The sequence below is a fragment of the Martinezella rhizogenes genome, from assembly GCF_027460065.1.
Classification (GTDB): Bacteria; Pseudomonadota; Alphaproteobacteria; order Rhizobiales; family Rhizobiaceae; genus Agrobacterium; species Agrobacterium rhizogenes_C.
Genome location: NZ_JAPYZZ010000007.1, coordinates 181,028 through 193,600, shown reverse-complemented (window position 1 = coordinate 193,600; position 12,573 = coordinate 181,028). Strand labels below are relative to the sequence as shown.

The window sequence follows — 12,573 nt, the reverse complement described above, 5'->3', positions numbered from 1 at the left end:
TGGACATGACCGCTGAAATCCTTTTTGCCAGTCTGCACATCGCGACGCCCGAGCTGATCCTTGCGGTCGGCGCGCTGGCGCTGCTCATGATTGGCGTCTTCTCGGGCGACAAGTCGACAACGACGGTAACCGGCCTCGCCGTTGCCCTCCTGCTCGTCGTCGGTCTCTGGATCATTTTCGCCCCCGCATCGGGCGTTGCCTTCGGCGGTGTCTACATCGCCGATGCCTTCGGTAACTTCATGAAGGTGCTGGCGCTGATCGGCTCCATCACCGCCATGATCCTTGCCGTCGGACAGGGCCGCTTCGAGCCGATCGGCCGCTTCGAATATCCGGTGCTGCTGGTGCTCGCGACGCTGGGCATCCTGCTGATGATCTCGGCCAACAACATGATCTCGCTCTATATGGCGCTGGAACTGCAGTCGCTGGCGCTCTACGTCGTCTGCGCCATCAACCGCGAAAGCCTGCGCTCCACGGAAGCGGGCCTGAAGTACTTCGTTCTCGGCGCGCTCTCCTCCGGCATGCTGCTTTACGGCATGTCGCTGGTCTACGGCTTCACCGGCAACACCGGCTTTGCCGAAATCGCCCAGGTTCTGGCATCGGAAACCCGCTCGCTCGGCCTCGTCTTCGGTCTGGTCTTCGTTCTCGCCGGTCTCGCATTCAAGATTTCCGCCGTGCCGTTTCACATGTGGACACCTGATGTTTATGAAGGCGCGCCGACCCCGGTTACGGCCTTCCTGTCGGCTGCACCGAAGATCGGCGCCATGGCGATCCTCGTGCGCATCGTCGTTGAAGCGTTCCAGCCGGTCTTCGCAGACTGGCAGCAGATCGTCGTCTTCATCTCCATCGCCTCCATGCTGCTCGGCTCCTTTGCCGCAATCGGCCAGAAGAACATCAAGCGCCTGATGGCCTATTCCTCCATCGGTCACATGGGTTATGCGCTGGTCGGTCTTGCCGCCGGCACGCAGGCTGGCATTTCGGGCGTCATCCTCTACATGACCATCTATATGGTCATGACGCTCGGCACCTTCGCCTGCATTCTCTCCATGCGCCGCAAGGAAATCGGCAATGTCGAGACTGTCGAGGATCTCGCCGGTCTTTCGTCCTCCAACCCCTTCATGGCGGTTGTGCTGACGATCCTGATGTTCTCGCTTGCCGGTATTCCGCCGCTCGCCGGCTTCTTCGGCAAGTATTATGTCTTCCTCGCCGCCATTGAAGCAAAGCTTTATCCGCTCGCCATCATCGGTGTGATCGGTTCGGTTGTCGGCGCTTATTATTATATTCGCGTCGTCAAGGTCATGTGGTTCGATGAGGCCAAGGACAAGTTCGAACGTCCGGCCGGCGAACTGAAAGTCGTTTATGCGCTTTCGGCCCTGTTCGTTGTCGCCTTCATCGTCTTTGGCGGTGCGCTCGGCAACGCGGTAACCGCTGCGGCGAAGACTTTCTTTTGAGCAGCACAGACAAGCATACGGGTCGGATGTCCATTGATGATTTCCGGCACGAAGCGATGGCGGAGACGCCATCGACCAATCTGGAATGTTTCGCCCGGGCACGGGCGGGTGATGGCGGCAACCTGTGGGTTACCGCCATCCGCCAGACCGGCGGTCGCGGCCGTCGCGGCCGGCCCTGGGTTTCTGAACCCGGCAATCTCTACGCCTCGCTTCTTCTGATCGATCCCGCGCCGATGGAGCGCATCGGCTCCCTGCCGCTCGCTTTTGCGCTCGCTGTCTATCGCGCCATTCGTGCGGTGCTGCCGACGGGTGGTGAAGCGCTTGAGATCAAATGGCCGAATGACGTGCTGATCGGTCGTCGCAAGACCTGCGGTATTCTGATGGAAGCGGAGTTGCTGCCCCACGGTCGGCGCGCCATCGTCATCGGCATCGGCATCAACATCGCCCATAAGCCCGACAATCCGCTTTATCCCGTCACCATGCTCTCCGAACATGGTGCGTCCTGCTCGCCCGACGAGCTCTTCGCCCATCTCTTCCGCGCGACGGCTGATGTGCTGCGGGACTGGGACGAGGGCAGGGGTGTTGCCGGCGTAATAGCCGGCTGGCGGGCCGCTGCCTGCGGGATTGGCGAACATATCACCGTCAATTTCCCGGACCGTTCGATTGGCGGGCGTTTTGTCGGGATTGATGATAATGGTTATCTGCTGCTGGATGAAGACGAGGGCGCAAGGCGCTCCATCGCCGCCGGCGACGTGTTTTTCGGATGAGGTGAACGGTGCGGCCCAGGAACCCGCGCCGAACCGGATCCCTTAGGTTGGAGCTTTCCTGCGGCTCATGAAATGCAGGGTGACAAACCGGTTCCGCATCGGCCCGGTCGATCAGATGGTTCAACAGGTCCGATGCTGGATAGAGGCGGCGGGCGCGGCAAATTGCCGACGCCTGAGCGCTTTCGTGAATGGATAAGAAAAACAATGGCTAAACAGGACGAACTGGTCTTTGTGCCGCTTGGCGGCGTGGGTGAAATCGGCATGAATCTGGCGCTTTACGGCTATGGGCCGGCAAGCAAGCGCGAATGGATCATGGTGGATTGCGGCGTGACCTTCGCCGGCCCCGACCTGCCGGGCGTCGATCTGGTGCTGCCTGATATCAGTTATATCGCCGAGCAGAAGAAGAACCTCAAGGGCATCATCATCACCCACGCCCATGAGGACCATTATGGTGCGCTGAACGATCTCTGGCCCGGCCTCAATGTGCCGGTCTATGCCTCGCCTTTCACGGCCGGCATGCTGGAAGCCAAGCGCGCCTATGAGGGCACCCGTGCCGAAATTCCGGTGACGATCTTCAAGGCCGGCGACCGCATCAATGTCGGTCCGTTCGAAATCGAAGCTGTTGGCGTCAACCACTCTATTCCGGAGCCGATGTCGCTGGTCATTCGGACGCCACTCGGCAATGTCATACATACCGGCGACTGGAAGATCGACGAGGCCCCGTCGCTTGGGCCGTTGACGGATGAGGCGCGTTTCCGCGCCATCGGTGAAGAGGGCGTGCTGGCGCTGATGTGCGACAGCACTAACTCGCTGCGCGACGGCGTGTCGCCCTCCGAACATGAGGTTTCTGAAGGCCTGCGCCAGATCATCGAAAGTGCCGAAGGCCGCGTGGCGGTCACCACCTTCTCCTCCAATGTCGGGCGCATCCGCTCGATTGCGCAGGCGGCGGAAGCGGCCGGCCGCGAGGTTTTGCTGCTCGGCTCCTCGCTGAAGCGGGTCGTGAATGTCTCGCAGGATCTCGGCATCATGGAAGGCATCAAGCCGTTCCTCGCCGAAGACGAATATGGTTATATTCCGCGCGACCGCGTGGTGCTGATCCTGACCGGTTCGCAGGGCGAACCGCGCGCAGCGCTCGCCAAGCTTTCCCGCGACGAGATGCGCAATGTGGCGCTCGCTTCGGGAGATACCGTCGTCTTTTCCTCGCGTGCCATTCCCGGAAACGAAAAGGCGATCATCGAGATCAAGAACGGCCTGATCGAACAGGGCGTTCATATCGTGACCGACAATGAAGCTCTGGTGCATGTATCCGGCCATCCGCGCCGCAACGAGCTTCTGCGGATGTACGAGTGGACGAAGCCGCAGATCGTCGTGCCTGTTCATGGCGAAGCGGCGCATCTGGTGGCGCAGAAGGAGCTGGCCGAGCAGGCAGGTATTTCCCAGGTGCCGAAGGTGCGCAACGGCAATGTTCTGCGCCTTGCTCCAGGCCCGGCCGAGGTTATCGATGACGTGCCGCATGGCCGCGTCTTCAAGGATGGCAATCTCGTCGGTGACATGGACGAGATGGGCATCGGCAATCGCCGCAAGCTCTCCTTTGCCGGCCATGTCGCCGTCAATGTCGTGCTGGACAGCCGTTACGACTTCCTCGGCGATCCCGATGTCGTGCCTTTCGGCCTGCCGGAATTCGATGACGAGGACGAGGCGATGGAGGACACGCTTTATGACGCCGTGCTCGGCGCCGTCGAAAGCATTCCGCGCGCGCGCCGTAAGGATCTGGAACTGCTGCGTGAAGCGGTGCGCCGCGCTGTGCGCGCAGCCGCCAACCAGAGCTGGGGCAAGAAGCCGATCGTGACGGTTTTCGTAACGAAGGTTTGAACCGGGAGGTAAGGGTGGGAGCTACGCATCCTCCTTCGCCGTTTCCTTGAATCAAGGGGCCGTGCCGAAAAGTGCGGCCCTCTTTGTTTCTTTGTGGCTTTTTGCACTTCTTGCCGAGAATTGATTCCGGTTCGCCGATGAATACGTTACAAGGACGCATTGTGCAGGAGGATCACATGCCGCTTCTTTCGGTCTTCGCCGTTTATTTCATCGTCTGGTGGACGGTGCTTTTCATCGTGCTTCCGATCGGCCTGCGCACTCAGGACGAGGAAGGTGATGTGGCACTGGGCACAGTCGCCAGCGCGCCAACCACATTCAAGGGCGGGCGGATCGTTCTGTGGACGACCCTGATCTCGGCGCTGATCTGTGGGCTTTGGTACGGCGCAACCTGGTGGTTCGGCTTCAGCCTTGATGACCTGCCGCGAATTATCCCGGTTTTCGACTGACAAAAGCGCTAACGATGTCGGCCCCGCCTGCATCTGCGCACTCAGCCTCACAGCAACCCGAAGTCTCTGCCCATGCATGTGGCAATTTCCGGCAAACCTGGCTGAGGCCATGTCATATGGATGTCATATCTATCGTGCACACAGCAGCAACGTGGCCGCTTGCGTGATTCATCGCCGTATTCTTACCGGAATAATGGCAGGGAGCAGGGGCCGTGCGTAAAAGCAAAAAAAAACAAGGCATTTCAGCCTTGTTTTTCAGTTTTCGCGTGATCTGTAACCGTTGCCGGGGCAGCGACGAGCGCGCCTAAGATCTGATCCTCCCAAGACTGACCGCGAAAATGACAAGAATTTAAACTTCCTGCCTCTTTTGTAAGCTAAAGCTAGCCCAAACCCCCATGCTTGTCATCTCATTTTTTGCATATTTGTTACAGTCGGCAAAAAATTCTCTGTGGTGCATTATGTCGCACCCAATCAAGAATATTATTCCGGCCAAAGCGTTTTGACGCGAATTAGCTATCGCGAAAATACCTTGAAATGGCCTTTATCACTCTTTTCATGCCGGGTTTTCTTCTTGGCGGGAAACGGCTATATCCGGCGCCAATATCCCTCTATTCGGGGCGATTCCCGCGCCTTTGGTCGCTATCGTCCGTATCAATGGAAGCCGTCATGCGTCTTAGCCGTTATTTCCTGCCCATCCTTAAGGAAAACCCCAAGGAAGCCGAGATTGTTTCTCACCGCCTCATGCTGCGCGCCGGCATGATCCGGCAGCAATCGGCTGGCATCTATTCCTGGCTGCCGCTTGGCAAGCGCGTGCTGGACAAGGTCAACAAGATCATCCGTGAGGAGCAGAACCGGGCCGGCGCCATCGAGCTTCTGATGCCGACGCTGCAGACGGCCGAACTCTGGCAGGAAAGCGGTCGTTACGATGACTACGGCAAGGAAATGCTGCGCATCAAGGACCGCCAGGACCGCCAGATGCTCTACGGCCCCACCAATGAGGAGATGATCACCGACATCTTCCGTTCCTATGTGAAGTCCTACAAGAACCTGCCGCTGAACCTCTATCACATCCAGCTGAAGTTCCGCGACGAGGTGCGTCCCCGTTTCGGCACCATGCGCTCGCGCGAGTTTCTGATGAAGGACGCCTATTCCTTCGACCTGACCAAGGAAGACGCGATTCATTCCTATAATAAGATGTTCGTGGCCTATTTGCGTACCTTCGAGCGTCTTGGCCTGCGCGCCATTCCGATGCGCGCCGATACCGGCCCGATCGGCGGCAACCACAGCCATGAATTCATCATTCTGGCCGATACCGGCGAATCCGAAGTCTTCTGCCACAAGAGCTTCCTTGACCGCGCCATTCCGGCCGAAAGCACCGATTTCGACGATGTCGCGGCGCTGCAGAGCGTGTTCGACGAGTGGACGGCCGATTACGCCGCGACGTCAGAAATGCATGACGAACCCGCCTACGACGCCATTCCCGAAGGCGAGCGCCTTTCCGCGCGCGGCATCGAGGTTGGCCACATCTTCTATTTCGGCACCAAATATTCCGAGCCGATGGGCGCGAAAGTGCAGGGCAAGGATGGCAAGGAACACCCTGTCCACATGGGTTCCTATGGCATTGGGCCGACACGCCTTGTTCCCGCCATCATTGAAGCATCGCATGATGAGAACGGAATCATCTGGCCGGCCTCAGTCGCTCCTTTCGATGTCGTGATCATCAACATGAAGGCTGGCGATGCGGCCTGCGATGCGGCTTGTGAGAAGCTGTATTACCAGCTCTCCAACGCCGGCAAGGATGTTCTCTATGACGATACGGACGATCGTGCAGGCCAGAAATTCGCCACAGCCGATCTGATCGGTGTGCCGGTGCAGATCATCGTCGGCCCGCGTTCCGTTGCGAACGGCGAAGTGGAAGTGAAGGATCGCAAGACCGGTGAACGTGAAACCGTCACAATCGAGGCGGCAATGAACAAGGCGCTTGGCTGAGCGCAAAGGGAAAGATGGGAGCGGCCTTCATGCGAAGACCGCTCCGGTTTTATGGCGCAGGCGTCGCTACGATTGGGACCGATCTTTGGAAAAGGCCGATCCTGCAAATTGAGATCAGGGAGACGACATGGCAAAAGCCGATGCTGACAAGGGTGCGGCTCCTTCCGCCCGGGAAAGGACCGCCCGGCCTTTTTCCGCATTTGAACGCATGGTGGCATGGCGCTATCTGCGGTCGCGGCGCAAGGAAGCGTTCATTTCCGTCATCGCCGGTTTTTCTTTCGTCGGCATCATGCTCGGTGTGGCGACGCTGATCATCGTCATGGCCGTCATGAATGGTTTCCGCACCGAATTGATTTCCCGCATTCTCGGCATTAACGGCCATATGATCGTGCAGCCGATCGACCAGCCCTTCAACAATTACGATGAGCTGGCGAAGAAATTCGCCGCTGTTCCCGGCGTCACCATGGCGTTGCCGCTGGTGGAGGGCCAGACGCTTGCCTCCGGCCGCGGCGGCGCGGGCTCCGGCGCGCTGGTGCGCGGCGTGCGCCAGGAAGATATCGACAAGGTCAAGGAAGTCGCGACCAACATCAAGACCGGCGACCTCGTCGGCTTCATGGCGGGTGATGGCGTTCTCGTCGGTTCACGGCTCGCCGCCCAGCTGGGCGTGACAGCCGGCGACGATATCACGCTGATTTCCCCGGAAGGCGACGTGACGCCGATGGGCGTCAATCCGCGCGTCAAATCCTACAAGATCTCAGGTGTCTTCGAGATCGGCATGTCGGAATATGACGCGTCCATGATCTACATGCCGCTGTCCGAAGCCCAGCTTTATTTCAATGCCGATGGCATCGTGCAGTCGATCGAGCTTTACGTCAGCCGGCCTGATGATGTCGATGGCATCCGGCCGCTGGTGGAACAGGCCGCCGAACGGCAGGTCTATATCACCGATTGGAGACAGCGGAACCAGACCTTCTTCTCCGCCCTGCAGGTGGAAAGAAACGTGATGTTCATGATCCTCACCCTCATCGTGCTGGTGGCGGCGCTTAACATCATCTCAGGTCTCATCATGCTGGTGAAGGACAAGGGCAGCGATATCGCCATCCTGCGCACCATGGGCGCAAGCTCGGGCGCGGTGATGCGCATCTTCTTCATGACGGGGGCCGCCATCGGTACGGTCGGCACCTTTGCCGGCGTCGCACTCGGCGTCCTTGTCTGCCTCAACGTGGAGTCAATCCGGCAGTTCTTTTCCTGGGTATCGGGCACGGTGCTGTTTGATCCGCAGCTCTATTTCCTAAGCCAGCTGCCGGCCGAAATGGATTTGAGCGAGACCATCACCGTCGTCATCATGGCGCTCACGCTTTCTTTCCTGGCAACGATCTTCCCGGCCTGGCGGGCTTCCAAGCTCGATCCGGTGCAGGCCCTGCGTTACGAATAAGGACCGCTTCGCAATATGGCAAAAAAAACAGTGCTGCGGCTTACCGGTGTCGAGAGAACCTATGGTCAGGGCGAGACATCGCTTTCCATTCTGCGCAAGGCCGATTTTGAATTGAAGAGCGGTGAGATGGTGGCGCTGGTCGCCCCTTCGGGCACCGGCAAGTCCACTCTGCTGCATCTGGCGGGGCTTCTCGAACATCCCGATGCCGGCGAGGTCTTCATCAACGGTGCGCCCTGCAACAGCCTGCCGGATGAAGCGCGCACCGCGATCCGCCGCAGCGACATCGGTTTCGTTTATCAGTTCCACCACCTCCTGCCGGAATTCTCCGCGGTGGAAAATGTGATGATGCCGCAACTCATCGCCGGTCTCACGCAGGCGGAGGCACGCAAGCGAGCAAGCGCGCTGCTCGATTATATGCGGGTAGGCCATCGCGGTGAGCACCGTCCGGCCGAACTCTCCGGCGGTGAACAGCAGCGTGTCGCCATTGCGCGCGCCGTCGCCAATGCGCCGCTGCTGCTGCTGGCCGACGAACCGACCGGCAATCTCGATCCGGAGACCGCGCATTATGTTTTCGATGCGCTGGAGGCACTGGTTCGTCAATCCGGCCTCGCGGCGCTGATCGCCACACATAATCACGACCTTGCCAACCGCATGGATCGCCGCGTGACGCTCGCCGACGGCAAGATCGTCGATTTCTGACGCGGTTTACCGCGCGAAAGTTATCCTCGCATTTGATTTTTTCCCAGGCCCGGCGGTGTCTTCACCTCCGGGCTTTTTTGCTTTGGAGTCAGCGGCTTGCCATTCGCTCGGACGGAACCGAAGGCGATTCTCGAACATTAGCAATAGGAATATCAGTAGAACCCTGTTGACAATCGAACAAAATGAGAACAAAGTTGGAACATAACGAGTAAGGAGAGACCAATGACTGATTTCATCCGTGACGTTGCCGCTTTCGCTTCCATCGCTGTCTTTGTTGCCAGCTTTTCGGTGATCCTCACCGCCCTGTGAAGAAGACACCGGCGCAGAAGCCTGTATGGATGCCGCAAAATGGTGGACATTGAGCGCCGGAAATCGGAAAATCGCCCCCTCGATTCAGAATGACAGGATGACGATATGGGCGATGCGGTTATGCGTGGAGAGACCTCTGGCGAAACGTTGAAGACCCCCGGCTTCGTCCATCTTCGGGTTCATTCCGCTTATTCCCTGCTTGAGGGGGCGTTGCCCCTCAAGAAAATCATGTCCAAGGCCGTTGGCGACGGCCAGCCGGCCATTGCCATTACCGATACCAACAACCTCTTCGTCGCGCTGGAATTTTCCGAAAAGGCGCGGGACGAAGGTCTGCAGCCGATCATCGGCTGCCAGCTGTCCGTCGACATGCAGGATGCGGCGGAGGATCGCCGCAATCACAATAGCCACCTCCAGAAACTCCCCGCCATCGTTCTCCTTGCCGCCAATGCGGAAGGCTATGAGCGGCTGGTGGATCTCGTCAGCCGCGCTTATCTGGACGGTGAGGGCGGAAGCCATTCCGTGCACATTACCCGCGCATGGCTGGAAGAAGCCTCCAATGCCGGACTCATTGCATTGACCGGTGCCTCCGGCGGCCCCGTCGATATGGCGCTGAAGGAAGGCCACACCGCGCAGGCCAAAGAGCGGCTGCTGACGCTGAAGTCGCTCTTTGGCGACAGGCTTTATATCGAATTGCAGCGCCAGTCCGGTTACGACCGTTCCCACGAGCGGCGCTTGATTGGGCTGGCCTATGAATACGATATCCCCCTCGTTGCCACAAACGAGGCGTTTTTCCCGTCCAAGGCTGACTATGAGGCACATGACGCGCTGATGGCGGTGGCGCATAACGCCATCGTGTCCGATGACAGCCGCTTCCGCCTGACACCCGATCATTACCTTAAAAGCCGTGACGAGATGACGGCGCTGTTTGCCGATCTTCCCGAGGCGCTGGAGAACAGCGTCGAGATCGCGCTCCGATGCTCCTATGTGCTGAAAAAGCGCGGGCCGATCCTGCCACGTTTCACCGGCGCCAGCGACGATCCGGAAGCGGCCGAACGCGCCGAAACCGAGGAACTGCGCCGACAGGCAGTGGAGGGGCTGGATCAGCGGCTTGCTGCGCTCGGCATGGCGCCCGGTTACACCGAGCAGGATTATCGTGAAAGGCTGGATTTCGAACTCGGCGTCATCTCGCGCATGAAGTTTCCCGGTTACTTCCTGATCGTTGCCGACTTCATCAAATGGGCCAAGCAGCACGATATTCCGGTTGGGCCGGGCCGTGGTTCGGGTGCGGGCTCGCTCGTTGCTTATGCGCTGACCATTACCGATGTCGATCCGCTGCGCTTCTCGCTGCTGTTCGAACGCTTTCTCAATCCCGAACGCGTTTCGATGCCCGACTTCGATATCGACTTCTGCCAGGATCGCCGCGAAGAGGTGATCCGCTACGTGCAGGCCAAATATGGCCGCGAGCAGGTGGCACAGATCATCACCTTCGGTTCGCTACAGGCGCGAGCGGCCCTGCGCGACGTCGGCCGCGTGCTGGAAATGCCCTATGGCCAGGTGGACAAGATCTGCAAGCTGGTGCCCAACAACCCGGCCAATCCGACGCCGCTCTCCAAGGCGATCGAGGAGGAGCCGCGATTGCAGGAAGAGGCGGACAAGGAGCCGGTCGTCGCCCGCCTCTTGGATATCGCCCAGAAGATCGAGGGGCTTTACCGCCACGCCTCCACCCACGCCGCCGGTATCGTCATCGGCGACCGGCCGCTCTCCAAGCTGGTGCCGATGTATCGCGATCCGCGATCCGATATGCCGGTCACCCAGTTCAACATGAAATGGGTGGAAAGCGCCGGCCTCGTCAAATTCGACTTTCTCGGCCTGAAGACGCTGACGGTGCTGAAGGTGGCCGTCGATTTTGTTGCCAAGCGCGGCATCAAGGTCGATCTCGCCGCCATTCCGCTCGAGGACGCCAAGACCTACGAGATGCTGTCGCGCGGCGAAACCATCGGCGTGTTCCAGGTGGAAAGTGCGGGCATGCGCAAGGCGCTGATCGGCATGCGTCCGGACTGCATCGAGGACATCATCGCGCTGGTGGCGCTTTATCGTCCCGGCCCGATGGAAAACATTCCGGTCTATAATGCCCGCAAACATGGCGAGGAGGAGCTGGAATCGATCCATCCGACCATCGACCATCTGCTGAAGGAAACGCAGGGCGTTATCGTCTATCAGGAGCAGGTGATGCAGATCGCCCAGGTCCTGTCAGGATATTCGCTCGGCGAAGCCGATCTTCTGCGCCGCGCCATGGGCAAGAAGATCAAGGAGGAGATGGACAAGCAGCGCGAACGTTTTGTTGATGGTGCCATTAAAAACGGCGTCTCGAAACCGCAGGCCGATACCATCTTCGATCTCCTGGCGAAATTCGCCAATTACGGCTTCAACAAGAGCCACGCCGCCGCTTACGCCATCGTGTCTTACCAGACCGCCTATATGAAGGCGCATTATCCGGTGGAGTTCCTCGCGGCCTCGATGACGCTCGACATGGCCAACACGGAAAAGCTCAACGATTTCCGTCAGGATGCCGGCCGTCTCGGCATCGAGGTCGTCGCACCCTCGGTACAGACCTCATTCCGCCAGTTCGAGACGGGTGAAAACCGCATCTATTATTCGCTGGCGGCCATCAAGGGCGTGGGCGAGGGGGCGGTGGAACATATCGTCCAGGTACGCGACGACAAGCCGTTTACGAGCCTTGAGGATTTCTGCCTGCGCATCGATCCCAAGCAGATCAACCGGCGTGTGCTGGAAAGCCTGATCAATGCCGGCGCTTTCGATTGTTTCGGCCGTGACCGTGCAGAGCTGATCGGCGGGCTGGACCGCATCATCGGTTATGCCCAGATGGCGCAGAACAACCGCACCATTGGTCAGTCGGACATGTTCGGCTCCGGTGGCGGCAATGGCCCGGAAAAGCTGATCCTGCCCGCCTTCCAGTCCTGGCTCGCCTCGGAAAAACTGTTGCGTGAATATCAGGTGCTCGGTTTTTATCTCACCGCCCATCCACTCGATACCTATCGCCCCATATTGGAAAAGTTGCGGGTGCAGAATTTCGCCGATTTTTCCGCCGCGGTGAAGCAGGGCGCCACCGCCGGGCGTCTGGCCGGCACAGTGACGGGCAAGCAGGAGCGCAAGACCCGCACCGGCAACAAGATGGGCATCGTCACCTTCTCGGATGCTTCAGGACAATATGAGGCCGTGCTGTTTTCCGAAGGGCTCGGCCAGTTCCGTGATCTGCTGGAAGTCGGCAAATCGCTTGTCATCACCGTACAGGCGGAAGAGCGGCCGGAAGGCATCGGCCTGCGTATTCAGACGGCGCAGTCGCTGGAAGAGAAATCCGTGCAGATGCAGAAGGCGCTTCGGGTCTATGTACGCGATTCCGGCCCGCTGAAAACCGTTGCCCGCCACCTCAACACAAAAGGCGACGGATCGGTCTATTTCATCGTCATCAAGGATGAGGGCAGCCGCGAGATCGAGGTTGAGCTGACGGAGAAATACCGCATTTCACCTGAAATCGCCGCTGCGCTGCGGTCCGCACCCGGTGTCGTTGATGTGGAGCTGGTGTGAGG

At 59.3% G+C, this 12,573-nt stretch carries 8 protein-coding genes; all 8 read left to right on the top strand.

All coding sequences use genetic code 11. The features are described from left to right. The first annotated feature begins 5 nt into the window (after positions 1-5). The 8 genes from nuoN (at position 6) to dnaE (ending at position 12,571) form a co-directional block, all read left to right on the top strand. The gene (gene nuoN / locus O8B93_RS13255; RefSeq protein ID WP_269710448.1) at positions 6-1,448 is read left to right on the top strand and encodes an NADH-quinone oxidoreductase subunit NuoN; all 1,443 of its coding nucleotides are present in this window, start codon (positions 6-8) and stop codon (positions 1,446-1,448) included. Between the two features lie 26 nt (positions 1,449-1,474). Continuing rightward, positions 1,475-2,215 (top strand): biotin--[acetyl-CoA-carboxylase] ligase, encoded by a 741-nt coding sequence (locus O8B93_RS13250; protein ID WP_269710447.1) that lies wholly within the window; start codon positions 1,475-1,477, stop codon positions 2,213-2,215. A gap of 204 nt (positions 2,216-2,419) precedes the next feature. Then, positions 2,420-4,087 (top strand): ribonuclease J, encoded by a 1,668-nt coding sequence (locus O8B93_RS13245; RefSeq protein WP_269710446.1) that lies wholly within the window; start codon positions 2,420-2,422, stop codon positions 4,085-4,087. Between the two features lie 176 nt (positions 4,088-4,263). Further along, entirely contained in the window at positions 4,264-4,533 is a 270-nt protein-coding gene (locus O8B93_RS13240) for a DUF1467 family protein (RefSeq protein ID WP_010971518.1), read from the top strand. Between the two features lie 666 nt (positions 4,534-5,199). Beyond that, on the top strand, positions 5,200-6,522 hold the full coding sequence (proS, locus tag O8B93_RS13235) for a proline--tRNA ligase (protein ID WP_269710445.1): 1,323 nt from the start codon (positions 5,200-5,202) through the stop codon (positions 6,520-6,522). Between the two features lie 127 nt (positions 6,523-6,649). Beyond that, positions 6,650-7,957 carry a lipoprotein-releasing ABC transporter permease subunit gene (locus tag O8B93_RS13230; protein WP_269710444.1) on the top strand — a complete coding sequence of 436 codons (1,308 nt, stop codon included), beginning with the start codon at positions 6,650-6,652 and terminating at the stop codon, positions 7,955-7,957. A gap of 15 nt (positions 7,958-7,972) precedes the next feature. Next, on the top strand, positions 7,973-8,656 hold the full coding sequence (locus O8B93_RS13225; RefSeq protein ID WP_269710443.1) for an ABC transporter ATP-binding protein: 684 nt from the start codon (positions 7,973-7,975) through the stop codon (positions 8,654-8,656). A gap of 414 nt (positions 8,657-9,070) precedes the next feature. After that, positions 9,071-12,571: a DNA polymerase III subunit alpha gene (gene dnaE, locus O8B93_RS13220; protein ID WP_269710442.1), complete on the top strand. Its 3,501-nt coding sequence runs from the start codon at positions 9,071-9,073 to the stop codon at positions 12,569-12,571. Positions 12,572-12,573: the final 2 nt, after the last annotated feature.

Coding starts and splice junctions, on each gene's coding strand:
- dnaE (WP_269710442.1), top strand. CDS start 9,071: ATGGGCGATGCGGTTATGCGTGGAGAGACCTCTGGCGAAACGTTGAAG.
- O8B93_RS13245 (WP_269710446.1), top strand. CDS start 2,420: ATGGCTAAACAGGACGAACTGGTCTTTGTGCCGCTTGGCGGCGTGGGT.
- O8B93_RS13250 (WP_269710447.1), top strand. CDS start 1,475: ATGTCCATTGATGATTTCCGGCACGAAGCGATGGCGGAGACGCCATCG.
- O8B93_RS13230 (WP_269710444.1), top strand. CDS start 6,650: ATGGCAAAAGCCGATGCTGACAAGGGTGCGGCTCCTTCCGCCCGGGAA.
- nuoN (WP_269710448.1), top strand. CDS start 6: ATGACCGCTGAAATCCTTTTTGCCAGTCTGCACATCGCGACGCCCGAG.
- proS (WP_269710445.1), top strand. CDS start 5,200: ATGCGTCTTAGCCGTTATTTCCTGCCCATCCTTAAGGAAAACCCCAAG.
- O8B93_RS13240 (WP_010971518.1), top strand. CDS start 4,264: ATGCCGCTTCTTTCGGTCTTCGCCGTTTATTTCATCGTCTGGTGGACG.
- O8B93_RS13225 (WP_269710443.1), top strand. CDS start 7,973: ATGGCAAAAAAAACAGTGCTGCGGCTTACCGGTGTCGAGAGAACCTAT.